We start from the raw sequence: 17,927 nt of genomic DNA on the forward strand, positions 1-17,927 counted from the left end.
CGCGAAGCGGACGTGCTGGTTACATGCGACACAGCGCGCTGCATGCGCGCTTGAGATCAATGTGCCGTCGCATTGCGAGCCACACCCCTTGAGAAGTCACGTCGCCCATAGTGCCACGGGCCCCCTCGATGCGTCTACTTGGGCTTACTTCGACTCATCCTGAGCGGAAGTCGGCCGGTTGGATTATTTCGCCTTCAAATCAGAGACAACAACCTGTGCAGAGGAGTCATTCCGAGGAGGCAGATTTCCGCTGCGCATATCGCGGCTCCATTTCACCGCCGCCAGGATCACCTTTATCCCCACCCCGATGACGATGAGGTTGAGCACCATCTGGACGCTGACCACGGCGCGGGAGGCATCGACAGCGGCGGTGATGTCACCGAACCCCACGGTCGCGAAGACCGAGAGGGTGAAGTAGAGCGAACTCATCCGGGACAGTTCTTCGTTGAACTGGTCCGGATTGTTGACCGACATCATGAAGTACCCGAGCGCGAAGGCCAGCAGGTAGATCGGCACGATGATCGCCAGGGCTTCGATCGCATGAACCACCGGGTAGGGCGATCGCAGTATCAGGCCGACCTGCCAGACCGCGGTGACCGTCGCGATGACCAGGAAGGCGATCACGATCGCCACAGCCGTCCAACCGTCGAACCGGTCCCAGGGAAACGCGAAGTAGGCGACGAGGTAGGCCACGACCGTGATCACCGACCGCACCAGCGCCCAGGCGAGCAGGGTCTTCGGCCATTCGGGTTTGGTGGCCTCGTGCTCGCCACCCTTACGTGCGTCCACCCCAGGCGTGGCCGACCCGCCTGTGTCCGACTCGTCTGTGGTTGGCATGACATGACCCCTGTCGCGTGAAGTCGTCCTGAGTTTGTTGTGACCAGCGTGCCTGGGATGATCGGTTTACGATGGAAAACTTTCTGATTCCGCAGTCCAGCAGTGCCACACCGCTGGGGCTCTACATCCACGTGCCATTCTGTGCCACGCGCTGTGGGTACTGCGACTTCAACACCTACACCCCCGGCGAACTGGGCAGCGCCTCGTCGCCGGACCAGTGGATGACCGCGCTCGACGGAGAGCTGGAGATGGCCGCCCGGCAGCTGACTCCGGTGCGACCGGTCTCGACGATATTTGTCGGCGGCGGCACGCCGTCGCTCCTCGGTGCGCAGGGACTCGGACAGGTCTTGACGTCGGTGCGGAAGTACTTCGACATCGCCGAGGGCGCCGAGATCACCACCGAGTCCAACCCCGAGTCGACATCACCGGAGTTCTTCGCCGGCATCGCGGCGGCCGGATTCAATCGGGTGTCACTCGGAATGCAATCTGCGGCAAGCCATGTGCTCGCGGTCCTCGATCGCACCCACACCCCCGGCCGGGCGGTGACCGCTGCGCGGGAAGCGCGTGCGGCCGGGATCGAGCACGTCAATCTCGACCTGATCTACGGGACGCCGGGGGAGCGGGATGAGGATCTGGCGTTGTCGCTGGACGCAGTCCTGGAGGCAGGGGTCGATCACGTCTCGGCCTATGCGCTCATCGTCGAAGACGGGACGGCATTGGCCCGGCGGATTCGGCGGGGCGATCTGCCTGCTCCCGACGACGATGTGCTGGCCAGTCGGTACGAGATGATCGACGCCCGGCTCACCGCGGCGGGGATGCGCTGGTACGAGGTGTCGAACTGGGCCCGACCCGATGTGGCGGGCGCCGAGTGTCGTCACAATCTCGGTTATTGGGACAGCGCGGACTGGTGGGGTGCCGGGCCCGGTGCGCATTCGCACGTGGCCGGGGTCCGCTGGTGGAATCACAAGCATCCGGCCAGGTACGCGGCCGCGGTGGCCGCCGGCGACCTACCGGTGGCAGGCAGTGAGGAACTGACCGCCACCGATCAGCACACGGAGACGGTGATGCTGACCGTTCGGCGATCGAGTGGCCTGCCGTGGACAGAACTGGACGCCGATGAGCAGTCGCGGGCTCGTCAGGCGATCAGCGACGGACTCACCGAGTTGGTCGGCGATGACCTGGTTCTGACCAACCGTGGTCGGCTACTGGCGGACGGCGTCGTCCGAAACCTGTTGGCGGGGTAGGTAGATCATTCGTGCTGTCGATGTTCTCCGGATTGGCCGAGGCGGCGGAGAGATGGTCGAGGTCGAGAAGCCGGGCGTGGATGACGTTCCGGTTCCGGAGCGCTGACCGCACGGCCCGGTGCAGTCCGTCCTCGAGGTAGATCTCGCCGTGCCACTGCACGGCGTGGGCGAACAGGTCGCCGTAGAAGGTCGAATCCTCGGACAACAGCTTGTCCAGGGCGAGCACGGTGGTGACGGTTGTCAGTTGGTCGAGCCGGAGCTGCCGCGGTGGGATCTTGGCCCAATCGCGGATTGACAGCTGATGATCCGGATACGGTTTGCCGTCGCGGACGCCCTTGAAAATCACCGGTTCACCGTAACCGGTATTGCTCGCCGTAGACTGGTCAAATGCCGTGAGGGCGAATACGTCCCTCGTGGAGCACGCAATCGCCAACGTGAGGGCTGGAGGTGACCGCTCGTGTCGAGCACTGACGACCGTCGTTTCGAGGTTCTGCGCGCGATCGTGACCGACTATGTCGCCACGCAGGAGCCGATCGGGTCCAAGGCATTGGTCGATCGTCACCATCTCGGTGTGTCGAGTGCCACAGTCCGGAACGACATGGCGGTTCTCGAGGCCGAGGGCTACATCACGCAGCCGCACACGAGTTCGGGGCGAGTGCCAACCGACAAGGGCTACCGGTTGTTCGTCGACCGGATCAGCGAGGTCAAGCCGATCTCGAAGATCGAGCGCCGCGCGATCCTGAGCTTCCTCGACTCCGGCGTCGATCTCGATGACGTGCTGCGGCGTTCGGTGCAATTGTTGGCGCAGCTGACCCGCCAGGTGGCGGTGATCCAGTATCCGGTGCTCTCGTCGTCGGCGGTACGCCATCTTGAAGTGGTCTCGCTGACACCGTCCCGGCTGTTGCTGGTGGTGATCACCGACACCGGACGGGTGGAACAGCGCATCGTCGACCTCGGTGATGACCTGGGTGACCGCGACATCGCCCAGCTGCGGGACATGTTCTCGGCGGCCCTGAACGGACAGCGACTCGATGTCGCCTCGCATGCAGTGGCCGAACTGGCCAACCAGGCGCCCGAAGATCTCCGTCAGCCGTTCATCCGGGTGGCCACGGTGCTGGTCGAGACCCTGGTGGAACGGTCCGCCGACCGATTGGTGCTCGGTGGCACATCGAACCTCGCCCGTGCCGCCGCGGACTTCGCGCCGATGGCAGGCGCGATGGGTTCGGTGCTCGAGGCACTGGAGGAGCAGGTGGTGGTCCTCAAACTGCTGGCCGCCACCCAGAACACCGGAACCGTGACGGTTCAGATCGGTGAGGAGACCCGCGAGGAGAACCTGAGGGGTACGGCAGTGGTTTCGACCGGGTACGGTGCCTCGGGAACAGTGTTCGGTGGGCTCGGGGTCCTGGGCCCCACTCGGATGGACTACCCGGGAACAATTGCCTCGGTCGCGGCCGTTGCCAGATATGTCGGTGAGGTTCTCGCCGACCGATGACGTGCAACGAAGCACATTGACCAATAAACAGAGATATTCCGGACACCGGTTGGGTGAACTTCCGGAACTGAAGAGAGAACGGATAACGCATCGCCGTGGCACGTGATTACTACGGGATTCTGGGCGTCGAACGGGGCGCCACTGATCAGGAGATCAAGCGCGCGTACCGCAAACTGGCACGCGAGCTGCACCCCGACGTCAATCCCGACGAGTCCGCCCAAGCCCGATTCCAGGATATTTCGGCCGCCTACGAGGTGCTGACCGATCCGGAGAAGCGCCGCATCGTCGACGCCGGTGGTGACCCGCTGGCATCGGCCGGTGCCGGTGGCTACGGCGGTTTCGGCAACGGTGGCTTCAGCGGTGGTCTCGGCGACGTGTTCGAGGCGTTCTTCGGCAACGCCGGCGGCGGTTCCGGGCGTGGGCCACGTGGACGAGTGCAGGCCGGGTCGGATGCGTTGCTGCGGATGAAGCTGGACCTCGACGAGTGCGCGGCCGGGGTCAGCAAAGAGGTCAACGTCGACACGGCCGTGCTGTGTGACGTGTGTACCGGATCGGGTACCAACGGCGACAGCAAGCCGGTCACCTGTGCGACCTGTCAGGGTGCCGGTGAGATCCAGTCGGTCCAGCGCTCGTTCCTCGGCCAGGTCATGACGTCCCGACCATGCCCCACCTGCAACGGTGCCGGTGAGACCATTCCCGACCCCTGCCACAAGTGCGGCGGCGACGGACGTGTTCGGGCCCGGCGCAAGCTGACGGTCAAGATCCCGGCCGGTGTCGGTGACGGGATGCGTGTGCGCCTGGTGGGCCAGGGTGAGGTCGGACCGGGTGGCGGACCTGCCGGTGACCTGTACGTCGAGGTTGTCGAAGTACCGCACAGCGTGTTCGTCCGCGACGGCGACGACCTGCACTGCACCGTGCGGGTGCCGATGGTCGACGCGGCCCTTGGCGGCGAACTGGACATCGACACGGTCCTGGGTGGATCCACCAAGGTGACCATCGAACCGGGCACGCAGCCCGGTCAGGTCGCGAAGGTTCGCGGACAGGGCATGCCCCATCTGCACACCGGCGTGCGCGGCACACTCCACGTGCATCTCGATGTCGTGGTACCCACACGCCTCGACGCGCAGCAGACCGCGAAACTCAAGGAATACCGCACGCTCTCGGAGAATGATCAGATCGAGCTGGTGAACAGCGAGTCGTCCAACACCGGTGGCCTGTTCTCGCGCCTACGCAACGCATTCGCCGGGCGCTGACACCGCAGCGATGAGCCCACCGCTGTTCTGGGTCGACCATGTGCCGGACGCCGGCAACGACGTCCGGCTCGACGGAGACGAAGGACGGCATGCCGTCACCGTCACCAGAGTTGTTGTCGGCGAACGGATCATCCTCGGCGACGGCGCCGGGAGAACCGGGCTGTGCGAGGTGATCGCCACCGAGAGCAAGTCGGCGCTGCACGCCCGGGTCCTGGAATCCGTCACCACCCCCTCACCCGTGCCCCGGGTGACGGTGGTGCAGGCGCTGCCCAAATCCGAACGGTCCGAGCTCGCCGTCGACCTCGCCACCGAGGCTGGCGCCGACGAGATCGTGCCCTGGCAGAGTGCGCGTTGCGTCGCCAAATGGGTTGGGCCGAAGGCCGACAAGGGTGTGGCCAAGTGGCGGTCGGCGGCGATTGCCGCCGCCAAGCAGAGTCGACGGGCCCACATTCCGCACATCGCCCCGCTGGCCCGGACCAGTGACGTGCGATCGATGGCATCGGACGTGGTCGTGCGCGGGGGAGTGGTTGCGGTACTCCATGAATCGGCGACCACCAGTCTGCGTTCACTGGCGCTCGATGTTCCCGAGATCATGCTCGTGGTGGGTCCCGAAGGTGGACTTGATGATTCCGAGATCGATGACCTGACGGCCGTCGGCGCGACCGCGGTGATGCTCGGCCCGGAGGTGTTGCGCACATCGAGTGCGGCCGCGGTGGCACTCGGTGCAATCGGCGCGCTCACGCCGCGGTGGGAGGTACGTCCCCGGTGGTGAACGCCGTCAAACGGGTGAAAGTTGCCTACGGGGAACGTAATTCACAGTTCGGTCATGTCTACCTACCGCAGGTTCCGGTGGCTGGTCCGGTGCCGGTGATCGTGCTCATCCACGGCGGATTCTGGAGCACCGAGTTCGCGCTCACCATCGAGACCGCAGTCGCGCGTGATCTGGCCGTACGCGGTGCCGTGGTCTGGAACATCGAGTACCGCCGCGTCGGCGAAGACGGTGGCGGCTGGCCACGCACGGGCAACGACGTGATCGCCGCGATCTCCGCACTCGATGCACCGGTCCGTTACGCGCTGCCCGAGGAGATCCTGAGCAAGATCGACTGGTCGAAGGTCAGCGTGATCGGACACTCGGCGGGCGGTCAACTGGCCGTCTGGGCGGCCGCGCGACTCGGGGCCCGGACCAAGAAGTCGGCCATTTCCACCGTCATCGCCCAGGCCGCGCCCCTGGACCTACAGGCTCGTGAACGCACGTCCCGCCCGTCCCTGCGGGCCTTGTTGGGCGGCTCGATCACGGAGTTTCCGGCTCGGTACGCCGATGCCTCCCCGGTGGACCAGCCGGTTTTCCCGGCACACGTGGTGGCGATCCACGGAACCGAGGACACCGCGGTCCCGATCGAGGTCAGTCGCGACTACGTGCGTCGCGCGGGTGCGGCCGGTCAGTCGGCCGAGCTGATCGAGGTCGCAGGTGAGGGGCACGACGTGTTCGTCGATCCGCGGAGCCGGGGGCATCGAGAAACGGTCCGGGTTCTCGGGATATGAGGGCCTTGACAACGCGAGACGCGGGTCTTGACAGGGCGCGAAATATTGATGTGAATCGCGGCGTTTGATGGACGTAGAATCAAAGCACCGACAAATCTGGCAGAGCAGGAGAAATACTTTTCGTGAGTGATGACAACAGCGCGACCCGGGCGCGAAGCGGCGCGGCCGGAAGCAAGGCGCCTGGCGCGGTGATCTCGACAATCGAAGTGTCGCCCGATGTCATCTTCGGACTGCTCGGTGCCGGTGACCAGAATCTCAAAGAACTCGAAACGCATCTCGCCGCAGACATCCATGTGCGCGGCAACACCGTCACACTGACCGGGGTGCCTGCCGACATCGCACTCGCCGAGCGGGTCCTTTCGGAATTGGTGTCGGTGGTCCGCCGCGGCACCCAGTTGAACCCTGACCTGGTCCGGCACAGCGTGCGCATGCTGACCGACGGTTCCGGACAATCGCCCGCCGAGGTCCTGAGCCTGGACATCATCTCCCGCCGGGGCAAGACGATCCGCCCGAAAACGCTCAACCAGAAGCACTATGTCGACGCCATCGACAAGAACACGATCGTGTTCGGGATGGGGCCTGCCGGTACCGGCAAGACCTACCTCGCGATGGCCAAGGCCGTGCAGTCGTTGCAGAACAAAGAGGTCAGCCGCATCATCCTGACCCGTCCGGCGGTCGAGGCAGGCGAGCGGCTGGGGTTCTTGCCCGGCACGTTGCACGAGAAGATCGACCCGTACCTGCGTCCGCTGCATGATGCGTTGCACGACATGATGGACCCGGAGGCCATTCCCAAGCTGATGGAAGCCGGTGTCATCGAGGTCGCGCCGCTGGCATACATGCGTGGCCGCACCCTGAACGACGCCTTCATCATTCTCGACGAGGCCCAGAACACCACGGCCGAGCAGATGAAGATGTTCCTGACCCGCCTCGGGTTCGGGTCCAAGATCGTGGTGACCGGCGACGGTACGCAGGTCGACCTCCCGTCCGGTGGATCCGAGAGCGGACTGCGTGCGGCCGCCCGGATCCTCGAAGGCATCGAGGACATCCACTTCTCGCACATGACCAGTGCCGATGTGGTCCGGCACCGCCTGGTGTCCGACATCGTCGACGCGTACGGGCGCGCCGAGGCCGCCAACGAGTTGCACGGAAACCGCGCCCAGCGCCGTGCCGGAAATGGGCGACACCGATGAGGATCCCGGCTTTGAGTTTGTCAGTTAACGCGAGGAGACGGCGCCTGAGTGCCCCCGGCGACGCCAGGAGGCGGGCATGAGTATCGAGGTGGCCAACGAGTCCGGTATCGAGGTGCCGGAGGAGATGCTGATCGACGTTGCGACCTTCGCACTCGGCCGCATGGACGTGCATCCGGCAGCGGAGCTGTCGATGGTGTTGGTGGACAACGAAACGATGGCAGAACTGCACATGCGGTGGATGGATCTGCCCGGACCCACCGACGTGATGAGTTTTCCGATGGACGAACTCAGTCCAGGTGGACGGCCCGATACGGCCGGACCCGGTCCGTCGATGCTCGGCGACATCGTGCTCTGCCCGGAGTTCGCGGCAGAGCAGGCCGCCACCGCGCGGCACTCCACCGATCATGAATTGTCGGTGCTGACCGTGCACGGCGTGCTGCATCTCCTCGGTTTTGATCATGCCGAGCCCGAGGAAGAGAAGTTGATGTTCGGACTCCAGGGTCAGATCATCGAAGAGTGGTACGACGACCGCCGGTCTCGTGCGCGCGCCGCCCGTGTTGCCGAGCGTGACGCAAAGCTGTTGAACAACATCGGGTTCGGAGAAGACAAACCGGCTGGGGAGAGCTGATCACCGGTGCTTTCTGACTTGTTGCCGCTGCTTGCTGCGGTGGCGCTGGTACCCATAGGCGGCCTTTTTGCCGCCGTCGACAATGCTCTGATGACGGTGTCCCCCGCGCGGGTGGACGACCTGGTCAAGGACGGCCGCCCCGGCGCCCGACGGTTGCGGGATGTGCTGTCCGCTCGGCCGAAGTACGTCGCACTGACAGTGCTGCTGCGTATCACGGCCGAGACCGCGGCCACGGTGGCCGCGGCCGTCTACGCGATGGACAAGCTGGGAACCGCCTGGGGTGTCGTGGTCGCCGTTGCGGGCATGGCGGTGATCAATTACGTCGTGATCGGTGTCGGGCCGCGGACCCTCGGTGCGCAGCATGCCTATTCGATCGCGGTGAACTCGGCGGCAGTGTTGCAGGCCATCGGCGTGCTCCTGACTCCACTGACCAGACTTCTCATCACGCTCGGTAACGCCATCACGCCAGGCAAGGGTTTCCGCAACGGCCCGTTCGCGACCGAGGTCGAGTTGCGTGAGGTCGTCGACATGGCCGAACTCACCGGTGTGGTCGCGGCCGGGGAACGCAAGATGATCCAGTCGGTTTTCGACCTCGGCGACACCAGCGCTCGTGAGGTGATGGTCCCGCGCGGTGAGATGGTGTGGATCGAATCCACCAAATCTGCTGCGCAGGCGATCTCGCTGGCCGTGCGCTCGGGTCACTCCCGCCTACCGGTGATCGGTGAGAGCCCGGACGACGTACTCGGTGTCGTATACCTCAAAGACCTTGTTCAGCGCCTGCTTCCGCCTGCGCAGCCGTCTGCTGTCGAGGTGCGGGAGTTGATGCGTCCGCCGGAGTTCATCCCCGATTCCAAGCCACTCGACAAGGTCCTCGCCGACATGCAGCGCAGCCACAACCACATGGCGGTGCTGGTCGATGAATACGGCGGCGTCGCCGGTCTGCTGACCATCGAGGATGTGCTCGAAGAGATCGTCGGTGAGATCAACGACGAATACGACAGCGATGAGGTGCCGCCCATCGAGCCGCTCGACGACGGGTCTGGCGGTTACCGGGTGTCGTCGCGACTGCCGGTCCAGGACCTCGCGGAACTGCTCGATGTCGAGATCGACGAGGACGACGTCGAAACCGTCGGTGGTCTGTTCGGGCTCGTGCTCGGCCGGGTGCCGCTGCCCGGTGCGACGGTCGAATTGCATGGCCTGCGGCTTGTCGCCGAAGGCGGACCCAACCGGCAGGGGCGCGTTCGCATCGTGTCCGTGGTGGTCCACAAGATCCCTGAAAAGGAACTCGAAAAAAAGAAGAAGCGCAAGAAGAAGCGGGACAGCGCACCGGATTCTGACGAGTCCGACATGAACCACGTCGAGCAGGCCGACAACTCGCCGGACACCGCAGACCGTGCCGATCGGCACGAGGAGGCCTCATGACGACTGAACCGGTCGAATCCGAACTCGATGCCGAAGACAACAAGCTGCTGATCCTGGCCCGCGGTGCGATGGCCCGGGTCGGTGCGACCTCCGGGGCCGCAGTCCGCGACTCCGACGGACGAACCTATGCGGCCGGACCGGTTGAACTTGCCGCACTACAACTCTCGGCGCTCCAGGTGGCCATCGCGATGGCGCTCGCCAGCGGTGCAGAAGGACTCGAAGCGGGGCTGCTTGTCGGCGGTCCCGCGACTACCGGGGGTCGTGCAGACACGGACCCCGGACTGGCGGCGCTGACTGAGGTGAGCTCGTCGGCGTACGCGATCGTCGCGGACGCAGGAGGCGGGAACCCGCGTCGATTGGATCAACGATGACAGCTCAGTCCGAAGATTTCCGTTCCGGTTTCGTGTGTTTTGTCGGCCGACCCAACACCGGCAAGTCGACGTTGACGAATGCTCTGGTCGGCGAGAAGATCGCAATCACCTCCAGTCGTCCGCAGACCACCCGCCACACCATCCGCGGCATCGTCAATCGTGATGACGCACAACTGATCCTGGTGGACACCCCTGGCCTGCACCGGCCACGGACACTGCTCGGCAAGCGCCTGAACGATCTGGTGCGCGACACCTACTCCGAAGTCGACGCGATCGGTTTCTGCGTCCCGGCCGACGAGAAGATCGGGCCCGGCGACCGGTGGATCGCGGAGCAACTGCGGGAGATGGCACCCAAGACACCCGTGGTCGGCCTGGTCACCAAGATCGACAAGGTCAAGCCCGAACGCGTTGCGCAGCAACTGATGGCATTGTCGGAGCTCCTCGGACCCGACAGCGAGATCATCCCTGTCTCCGCCACCAAGGGCAAACAACTCGACGTACTCATCGATGTCCTGCGTGGGCTGATGGAGCCCGGTCCGGCGTTCTATCCGGACGGTGAACTCACCGACGAACCCGAGACCGTGCTGATGGCCGAGTTCATCAGGGAGGCGGCGCTCGAAGGCGTCCACGACGAATTGCCGCACTCTCTGGCCGTGGTGATCGAGGAGATCGTCGAACGCGAACGCCGCGACGATCAGATCCCGATGGTCGACGTGCACGCCATCCTGTACGTCGAGCGGAGCAGCCAAAAAGGCATCATCATCGGGAAACAGGGTGCCCGCCTCAAGGAGGTCGGCACAGTGGCCCGAAAGCAGATCGAAAAGATGCTCGGCGCCAAGGTCTACCTCGATCTCCACGTGAAGATCGCGAAGGACTGGCAGCGGGATCCCAAACAAATGGGGCGCCTCGGCTTCTGACCGGTCGGCGATTCGCGGCCACGACTCGGTGCCGGCGGGGTTGAATTGGCGTTATGACAGAACCCGGACAGCCGGAAGGCAAACACGAACGTCCGCCAGGGTCGCTCGAACCCAGCCTTGCGGCGGAGTTGCGGTCGTGGAAGCTGTGGACCTTTCCGGTAGCTGTTGTGGTGCTGGTGATGGGCCTGCTCGGGTTCATGTACATGGCACCGGTGGTCAATCCGGAAAAGTATCTCGACGACTTTCCGATCGTGGTGGTCGACGCCGACACCGGGGCCCTGCAACCCGGCACCACCGATGAAATGCAATATCTGGGCAAAGAGCTGATCGACGGCCTCAAGGCCGGTGTCGACGAGCAGTATCCGGGCAAGTTCGATCTACAGGTCGTCGACCGGCAGACCGCGCTTGATCGGCTCGACAATGCACAGGCGTATGGAGCGATAGTCGTCCCTGCCGACTTCAGTTCGGCCAGCTTTGCGTTTCTCGGTTCGGCGATCGGCGACACCGAGGTCCCGCAGCCCGTGATCGAGGTGCTGACGAACCCGGGAGCGGGTGCGTTCACCGTGCAGATCGCCACGTTGTTCTTCAATCAGGCGATGGAGCAGGTGAACACCCAGTTCGGCGAGAGGTTGACGGCTGCACTCGTCGAACAGACCGATGCGGCAGGCGTCAAGGTCACCGGCGCCAGCCTGACCGCCATCAGCAAACCGATCGACATCAAGGCCTCGGAGGCGAACCCGCTTCCGGACTCCGCAGGCAGAGGTCTGACTGCTTTCTACCTCGGGTTGCTGCTGATCCTGGCCGGATTCACCGGAACGATGATCGTCTCCGCCATCGTCGACGGCAGACTCGGGTTCGCGCCGCTCGAGATTGGTCCGATCTACCGATTGCGCGAACGCTTACCGTCCTCGCGGCTGGGGACGATGGTGATCAAATGGTGGGCGATGTTCCTCGTCGCGATCATCGTTTCGGGGTTCTACGTGCTCATCTGCGAGTGGGTGGGTATGTACACACCCAACAAGATGGCGCTGTGGATGTTCGGGGTTCTGGTGATCACCGGCATCGGTGTCGTCGCCAATGCGATCCTGGCGATTTTCGGTAACGCCGGCCTGATCATCAATCTGGTCTACTTCGTCATCCTCGGCATACCTTCTTCAGGTGGCACGGTGCCGTTGGAGGCGGTGCCAGGGTTCGTCCGCGGGTTGGCCGTGGTCGAACCGTTGCACCAGGCGTTCATGGGTTTGCGTTCCATCCTGTACTTCGATGCGAATGTCGACGCCGGTCTGTTCGACGCCGTTGTGATGTTCGTGATCTTCACCGTGGTCGGACTGATCATCGGGCCGATCGCCTGCATCCTGTACGACCGCAAGGGCCTGATCCGTCGACCACCTGAGCCGGTCGATCACTCGGGAGTCCACGAAGCAGTGTGATCAGAAATCCGGGGCAGGCATGTCGCGGTGCGGTTGGTCGGTGGGGAGTGGAAGACTGATCTGGTGAGGTTGTATCGCGATGAGGCCGTTGTCCTCCGCCAGCACAAGCTGGGGGAGGCCGACCGAATCATCACGTTGCTGACCAAGGAACACGGGTTGGTCCGTGCGGTTGCCAAAGGGGTACGGCGCACCCGGTCGAAGTTCGGTGCCCGGCTCGAACCGTTTGCGCATGTCGATCTGCTGCTGCACCCGGGCCGCAACCTCGACATCATCACCCAGGTCTACAGCCTCGATACCTTCGCCTCGGCCATCGTCTCCGATTACGGTCGCTACACAACGGCCTGCGCCGTCCTCGAAACCGCTGAACGGCTCGCCGGTGAAGAGCGGGCCCCGGCCGACCGCCTGCAACGACTGACGGTGGGTGCACTCCGGGCGATCGCGGCAGGGGAGCGTCCCAAGGAATTCGTACTGGATGCGTTCTTGCTGCGGGCCATGGATTTCGCGGGATGGATGCCGGCGCTGGAACATTGCGCTCGCTGCGGAGACGCCGGACCACACCGTGCTTTTCACGTCGCCGCCGGTGGTTCGGTGTGTGTGCACTGTCGTCCGGCCGGGTCTGCGACGCCCTCACCCGGCGTCCTCGATCTGATGGACGCGCTCTACCGTGGCCAATGGGAACACACCACCGAGGTGACCGACTCTGCTCGGCGGCAGGCCAGTGGATTGACCGCGGCGCACCTGCAGTGGCATCTGGAACGACAGCTACGCACGTTGCCGCTGATCGAGCGCGAGGCCCCTCATCGCGGTCTGGCGGCCGCCGGTGCGAATGCCGATACCGGCAGGAAGGACACAAGTGATCGCGCGACGGCGCAACACAGCACAGCAGGCTGAACCGGCAAAAGAGGTTCGGCCACCGGATCCGCATCCGTCCGGAGCCCGCCCGCCGGCGATTCCACCGCAGTTCGTACCCAAGCATGTTGCTCTGGTGATGGACGGCAACGGACGGTGGGCCACAGATCGGGGCCTGCCCCGCACCGAAGGTCACAAGCGCGGCGAGGCCGTCTTGATGGACACCGTCTGCGGCTGCATCGAGATGGGTGTCGGCTGGCTGTCGGCGTATGCGTTCTCCACCGAGAACTGGAGTCGCAGCCCGGACGAGGTGAAGTTCCTGATGGGCTTCAACCGCGATGTCATCCGTCGTCGTCGCGACGAGATGAACGAGATGGGTGTGCGGGTCCGGTGGGCCGGTCGTCGACCACGGTTGTGGCGCAGCGTCATCCGCGAACTGGAGGTCGCCGAGGAGCTGACCAAGGACAACACCGTCATGACGTTGACGATGTGCGTCAACTACGGTGGCCGGGCCGAGATCGCGGACGCGGCCAAAGAGATCGCTCGTCGTGCCGCCGCCGGGACACTCGACCCCGAACGCATCACCGAAGCGTCCTTCGCCAAGTATCTCGACGAGCCGGACATGCCCGATGTTGACCTGTTCCTGCGTCCGTCGGGAGAACAGCGGATCTCCAACTTTCTGCTCTGGCAATCGGCCTACGCCGAAATGGTGTACCAGCACAAGCTCTTTCCCGACTTCGACCGCCGCGACCTCTGGGACGCCTGCGTGGAGTACGCGAGCCGAGACCGGCGTTTCGGCGGGGTTCCGGGGTCCACCGGTGCCTGAGGACACCGGGGAGGCCGGCCTCATCGAACGGACCGCACGGCTGTTGGCCCCGGAGATGTCGGTGCAACGCGGCGAGGACGACTCGCTGACCGTCTACCACCAGGGGACGGTCGTCTCGATGAGGGCGCTCGCGCTGGCGCCGGGGCTCGATGTGCTGTCGCTGACGCAGGTGCTGGCGTGGGATCTACCGGTCACCGAACAGTTGCGCACCGACGTGGAAGCCGCCTCCGGTGCCTCCAACTTCGGCACCGTCAAACTTGCGGTCCACGAGGTGACCGCAGATGTGCTGCTGCACTACACGTTTCCGGCCGGAACATTGAACGACGACGCGTTGCGAACCATGCTGCTGATGGTGCTCGGAACCGGCGCGGACGTCGGCGTCACCATCCGCGGCTGACCCGTCACCGTCGAGCGGGCCGAATTCACGAGCAAGATTGGCAGCGACCGAAGATCTCGACGGTGTGGCTGATGTCGGTGAAGCCGTGTTGCGCGGCGACGTCGGTGGCCCACTGCTCCACGCTGTCGGCCTGGATCTCGACCGTGCTGCCACATTCGCGGCAGACGAGGTGATGGTGATGATGCGCGGACGAGCAGAACCGATAGACCGATTCGCCGTTGTCGGTACGTAGGACGTCGACCTGGCCGGCGTCGGCCAGCGCCTGCAGGTTCCGGTAGACCGTGGTGAGCCCGATCGACTGGCCGGCGGCCTTGAGTTGGTCATGCAGATACTGAGCCGAGCGGAACTCTTCGCTGCCGGAGAGGAGTTCGGCAATCGCGCTGCGCTGTCGGGTGGAGCGGACACCGGTGACCGGTCGCTGTTCGGTACCCGAACTCATGAATCGCTCTCCTCGGTCGCGTGTGCGATGGCATCGGTGACGATGTGTGCAAGATGGTCGTCGACCAGGGAGTAGACGACCTCGCGCCCAGAGCGTTCACCGTGCACCACACCTGCCGATTTGAGCACTCGCAGATGCTGGCTGATCAGTGGTTGGGGTACCGCCAGTGTTCCGACCAATTCGTGGACGCACCGGCCACCGCCGAGTAGTTGCAGCACGATGGCGATCCGGACCGGGGCGGACAGTGCCCGCAATAGTTCTCCGGCAGCGTCCAGCGCCTTCTTGTCGACGGCGGTGGGAGCCGGGGTTGCGTGCTGACTTGTCACAGGGCACTTCCGTTGCGGCGGGGGGATCGAGCGGCTGTTGGAAACCATTTTCATATGCGTGAGCGGCCATGTCAAACAAGCACATCCTGACGCGGGTTCGTCCGCCCGATGGGGCGGGCGCCCGCCGCGCGTCAGGTGCCCCGCGCCGCCCGATAGGCTGTGATCCGTGGCAGGCAAAACCAATCTCGTGGAAACCGTAGTCAACCTCTGTAAACGCCGGGGGTTGGTGTATCCGTGTGGAGAGATCTACGGCGGCACCAAATCGGCGTGGGACTACGGGCCCCTGGGTGTTGAACTCAAGGACAACATCAAGAAGCAGTGGTGGCGCAACATGGTCACCTCCCGCGACGACGTCGTCGGGCTCGATTCGTCGGTGATCCTCCCGCGCAAGGTGTGGGAAGCGTCCGGACACGTCGAGACGTTCAGCGATCCGCTGGTCGAGTCGCTGCACACGCACAAGCGCTACCGCGCCGATCACCTGATCGAGGCGTACGAGAACAAGCACGGACATCTGCCGCCCAACGGCCTGGCGGACATCAACGATCCGGAGACCGGTCAGCCCGGTGCGTGGACCGAACCCCGCGCATTCTCCGGTTTGATGAAGACGTACCTCGGACCTGTCGATGACGAGGCCGGGCTGCACTACCTGCGTCCCGAGACCGCTCAGGGCATCTTCATCAACTTCAAGAACGTGATGACGACCTCGCGCAAGAAGCCGCCGTTCGGCATCGGCCAGATCGGCAAGAGCTTCCGCAACGAGATCACACCCGGCAACTTCATCTTCCGCACGCGTGAGTTCGAGCAGATGGAGATGGAGTTCTTCGTCAAGCCGGGCGAGGACGAACAGTGGCATCAGTACTGGATCGATCACCGGCTCAAGTGGTACACCGATCTGGGTATCGATCCGGAGAACCTGCGTCTGTTCGACCACCCCAAGGAAAAGCTCTCGCACTACTCCAAGGGCACCGTCGACGTCGAATACCGATTCGGTTTTGCCGGTGGTGAGTGGGGCGAGCTCGAGGGCATCGCCAACCGCACCGACTTCGACCTCAGCACCCACATCAAGCACTCCGGCGAGGATCTGTCGTTCTTCGATCAGGCCACCGGCGAGCGCTACACGCCGTACGTGATCGAGCCGGCCGCCGGGCTGACGCGGTCGCTGATGGCGTTCCTGTGTGATGCCTACACCGAAGAGCAGGTGCCGAATGCCAAGGGCGGCACCGACACTCGAACGGTACTGAAGATCGACCGCCGGCTCGCGCCGGTCAAGGTCGCGGTGCTCCCGCTCTCACGTAACGAGCAGCTCTCGCCAAAGGCGAAGGCACTGGCCGCCGAGCTCCGTCAGAACTGGAACGTCGAGTTCGACGACGCCCAGGGCATCGGCAAGCGTTACCGCCGTCAGGACGAGATCGGTACGCCGTTCTGCGTCACGGTCGACTTCGACACACTCGACGATCAGGCGGTCACCGTGCGTGAGCGCGACACCATGACGCAGGAACGCATCGCCCTGGACAAGGTCGTCGACTACCTGGCAGTCCGGCTGATCGGCTGCTGAGACCGGCTTCGGCTGCTTATGATCGCCGAACGGCAACGAGCCTGAAACGCAAAGGTCGGAGCGTCTGATGAAGAAGATCCACAGGTCATTGTCCGATGAGGAATACCGTCTGGTCCGGAAGACCAAACGGAAGAAACTCGCGGATCTCGATGAGGACGCTCTGATCGACCTGCACATGAGAACGCGGCGGGCGCGGAACAAGCACGTGAAGAACTATCGGCAGGCGGGCGCCGCCAAGGTCACCAAGAAGGGTGGCCGGGGCGTCGCGCGTCCCGCCAACGCCGACAATGCGGCCCGAGCCGAGGTGTTCGAGGCCGCATTGTCGCGGGTCAGTCGTCAGCTCGGGGTGATCGCCAAGAAGAGCGCTGCCGACCTCAAGGACCTTCGTCTGGGTCAGGCCAAGGGCGACGGCACGTCGTTCAGCGGTTCGGCCGAGGGCAAAGGCAAGGTCATCTCCGCGGGCAAAGACCGTGTTGATGCGACCCGCAAATCGCCCGGCCGCAAGAAGTACGAGGCCTCGTCGAAGGCTGCGGGTAAGCGACGTCAGGCCAAGAAAGACCACCGCTAGTCCACGCGCGCCACTTTCGCAGTCGATTCGGCAGGCCCAGCGGTCGGTTGGGTGTATGAACCGGCAGGTATCTGAGATACTCAAGGTTGGGCAAGCCGTTCGGCCACACATGGGGTGAGGTCGGTATACGCGGCGAGAGAGTGGGTAAACCGTGTCTGTGAGTGGAAAAATCGTTCATTTCGACGCCAACAAGGGCTTCGGATTCTTGGCGCCTGATGCCGGCGGCTCGGATGTCTTCCTGCATATCAACGACATCGACATCGACGAGAGTTCCCTCAAACCGGGCGCTGAGGTCGAGTTCGACATCGAAGAGACCGACCGTGGATCCAAGGCGGTCAATCTTGTGGTGACCGGAGCGGCGCCTGCCGGTGCCGCACCTGAGCGTCCGCGTCGTGAAGAGCGGGCACGTCCGGAACGTCGCCATGAGGACAGCCGTGGCGCCGGTCGTGACGCCGGTCGTGACGATCGTCGTCGGCCGTCGCGCAGCAGTGATTCCGCAACGCTCGATTCGGGTGCCTTCTCGGAGGAGATCACCGAGCTGCTGCTCGATGCCTCCGGCACCTTGACCGCGACCCAGATCCTGGCGATCCGGCAGCGTGTCACCGATTTCGCGATCGCTCGCGGCTGGGTGCTTGACTGAC

At 64.3% G+C, this 17,927-nt stretch carries 21 protein-coding genes; 17 read left to right on the forward strand and 4 right to left on the reverse strand.

Translation table 11 applies throughout. The features are described from left to right. Positions 1 to 183: 183 nt before the first annotated feature. Positions 184 to 837, reverse strand: a complete 654-nt coding sequence (locus tag AC1D75_RS11675; protein ID WP_495515369.1) for a potassium channel family protein — start codon at positions 835 to 837, stop codon at positions 184 to 186. A gap of 71 nt (positions 838 to 908) precedes the next feature. On the opposite strand from AC1D75_RS11675, the gene hemW reads away from it, so the two are divergent. After that, complete coding sequence (hemW, locus tag AC1D75_RS11680) at positions 909 to 2,081, forward strand: radical SAM family heme chaperone HemW (protein WP_495515370.1); 1,173 nt, start codon at positions 909 to 911, stop codon at positions 2,079 to 2,081. On the opposite strand, the gene AC1D75_RS11685 is transcribed toward hemW, so the two are convergent. Continuing rightward, positions 1,993 to 2,427 carry a type II toxin-antitoxin system VapB family antitoxin gene (locus AC1D75_RS11685; RefSeq protein WP_495515371.1) on the reverse strand — a complete coding sequence of 145 codons (435 nt, stop codon included), beginning with the start codon at positions 2,425 to 2,427 and terminating at the stop codon, positions 1,993 to 1,995. The genes hemW and AC1D75_RS11685 overlap by 89 nt on opposite strands. 111 nt (positions 2,428 to 2,538) lie before the next feature. On the opposite strand from AC1D75_RS11685, the gene hrcA reads away from it, so the two are divergent. The 13 genes from hrcA to AC1D75_RS11750 all read left to right on the forward strand — a co-directional run bounded on the left by hrcA (position 2,539) and on the right by AC1D75_RS11750 (position 14,398). After that, positions 2,539 to 3,573 (forward strand): heat-inducible transcriptional repressor HrcA, encoded by a 1,035-nt coding sequence (gene hrcA, locus AC1D75_RS11690; RefSeq protein WP_495515372.1) that lies wholly within the window; start codon positions 2,539 to 2,541, stop codon positions 3,571 to 3,573. Positions 3,574 to 3,668: 95 nt separating this feature from the next. Then, positions 3,669 to 4,826: a molecular chaperone DnaJ gene (gene dnaJ / locus AC1D75_RS11695; RefSeq protein WP_495515373.1), complete on the forward strand. Its 1,158-nt coding sequence runs from the start codon at positions 3,669 to 3,671 to the stop codon at positions 4,824 to 4,826. 10 nt (positions 4,827 to 4,836) lie between these two features. Continuing rightward, positions 4,837 to 5,598, forward strand: a complete 762-nt coding sequence (locus tag AC1D75_RS11700) for a 16S rRNA (uracil(1498)-N(3))-methyltransferase (protein ID WP_495515374.1) — start codon at positions 4,837 to 4,839, stop codon at positions 5,596 to 5,598. After that, on the forward strand, positions 5,592 to 6,368 hold the full coding sequence (locus AC1D75_RS11705; protein WP_495515375.1) for an alpha/beta hydrolase family protein: 777 nt from the start codon (positions 5,592 to 5,594) through the stop codon (positions 6,366 to 6,368). Before AC1D75_RS11700 ends, AC1D75_RS11705 begins: the two co-directional genes overlap by 7 nt. A gap of 122 nt (positions 6,369 to 6,490) precedes the next feature. Beyond that, entirely contained in the window at positions 6,491 to 7,558 is a 1,068-nt protein-coding gene (locus AC1D75_RS11710; protein WP_495515376.1) for a PhoH family protein, read from the forward strand. Positions 7,559 to 7,634: 76 nt separating this feature from the next. Next, positions 7,635 to 8,186 carry an rRNA maturation RNase YbeY gene (gene ybeY / locus AC1D75_RS11715; RefSeq protein WP_495515377.1) on the forward strand — a complete coding sequence of 184 codons (552 nt, stop codon included), beginning with the start codon at positions 7,635 to 7,637 and terminating at the stop codon, positions 8,184 to 8,186. A 6-nt stretch (positions 8,187 to 8,192) separates the two neighbouring features. Further along, positions 8,193 to 9,608, forward strand: a complete 1,416-nt coding sequence (locus AC1D75_RS11720; RefSeq protein WP_495515378.1) for a hemolysin family protein — start codon at positions 8,193 to 8,195, stop codon at positions 9,606 to 9,608. After that, complete coding sequence (locus AC1D75_RS11725) at positions 9,605 to 9,979, forward strand: cytidine deaminase-like protein (RefSeq protein WP_495515379.1); 375 nt, start codon at positions 9,605 to 9,607, stop codon at positions 9,977 to 9,979. Before AC1D75_RS11720 ends, AC1D75_RS11725 begins: the two co-directional genes overlap by 4 nt. Next, on the forward strand, positions 9,976 to 10,896 hold the full coding sequence (gene era / locus AC1D75_RS11730) for a GTPase Era (protein ID WP_495515380.1): 921 nt from the start codon (positions 9,976 to 9,978) through the stop codon (positions 10,894 to 10,896). Before AC1D75_RS11725 ends, era begins: the two co-directional genes overlap by 4 nt. 53 nt (positions 10,897 to 10,949) lie before the next feature. Further along, positions 10,950 to 12,326, forward strand: coding sequence for a YhgE/Pip domain-containing protein (locus tag AC1D75_RS11735; RefSeq protein WP_495515381.1), 1,377 nt, complete (start codon positions 10,950 to 10,952; stop codon positions 12,324 to 12,326). Between the two features lie 63 nt (positions 12,327 to 12,389). Continuing rightward, positions 12,390 to 13,217, forward strand: coding sequence for a DNA repair protein RecO (recO, locus tag AC1D75_RS11740; protein WP_495515382.1), 828 nt, complete (start codon positions 12,390 to 12,392; stop codon positions 13,215 to 13,217). Further along, a complete protein-coding gene (locus AC1D75_RS11745) occupies positions 13,180 to 14,001 on the forward strand; it encodes an isoprenyl transferase (protein ID WP_495515383.1) in 822 nt (273 codons plus the stop codon). The genes recO and AC1D75_RS11745 overlap by 38 nt, the downstream gene beginning before the upstream one ends. Further along, complete coding sequence (locus tag AC1D75_RS11750) at positions 13,994 to 14,398, forward strand: hypothetical protein (RefSeq protein ID WP_495515384.1); 405 nt, start codon at positions 13,994 to 13,996, stop codon at positions 14,396 to 14,398. The genes AC1D75_RS11745 and AC1D75_RS11750 overlap by 8 nt, the downstream gene beginning before the upstream one ends. A gap of 25 nt (positions 14,399 to 14,423) precedes the next feature. Here AC1D75_RS11750 and AC1D75_RS11755 read toward each other — a convergent pair whose 3' ends face one another. Then, entirely contained in the window at positions 14,424 to 14,837 is a 414-nt protein-coding gene (locus AC1D75_RS11755; RefSeq protein ID WP_482134982.1) for a Fur family transcriptional regulator, read from the reverse strand. After that, a complete protein-coding gene (locus AC1D75_RS11760; protein WP_495515385.1) occupies positions 14,834 to 15,211 on the reverse strand; it encodes an ArsR/SmtB family transcription factor in 378 nt (125 codons plus the stop codon). The genes AC1D75_RS11755 and AC1D75_RS11760 overlap by 4 nt, the downstream gene beginning before the upstream one ends. Positions 15,212 to 15,329: 118 nt before the next feature. Here AC1D75_RS11760 and AC1D75_RS11765 point away from each other — a divergent pair, with 118 nt between their 5' ends. From AC1D75_RS11765 to AC1D75_RS11775, 3 genes are all read left to right on the forward strand, one after another. Next, positions 15,330 to 16,718 carry a glycine--tRNA ligase gene (locus AC1D75_RS11765; RefSeq protein ID WP_495515386.1) on the forward strand — a complete coding sequence of 463 codons (1,389 nt, stop codon included), beginning with the start codon at positions 15,330 to 15,332 and terminating at the stop codon, positions 16,716 to 16,718. A gap of 67 nt (positions 16,719 to 16,785) precedes the next feature. Next, the gene (locus tag AC1D75_RS11770) at positions 16,786 to 17,286 is read left to right on the forward strand and encodes a hypothetical protein (RefSeq protein WP_495515387.1); all 501 of its coding nucleotides are present in this window, start codon (positions 16,786 to 16,788) and stop codon (positions 17,284 to 17,286) included. Between the two features lie 151 nt (positions 17,287 to 17,437). After that, the gene (locus AC1D75_RS11775; protein WP_495515388.1) at positions 17,438 to 17,926 is read left to right on the forward strand and encodes a cold-shock protein; all 489 of its coding nucleotides are present in this window, start codon (positions 17,438 to 17,440) and stop codon (positions 17,924 to 17,926) included. Position 17,927 lies beyond the last annotated feature (1 nt).

It is taken from the genome of Williamsia sp. Y712 (assembly GCF_059445525.1).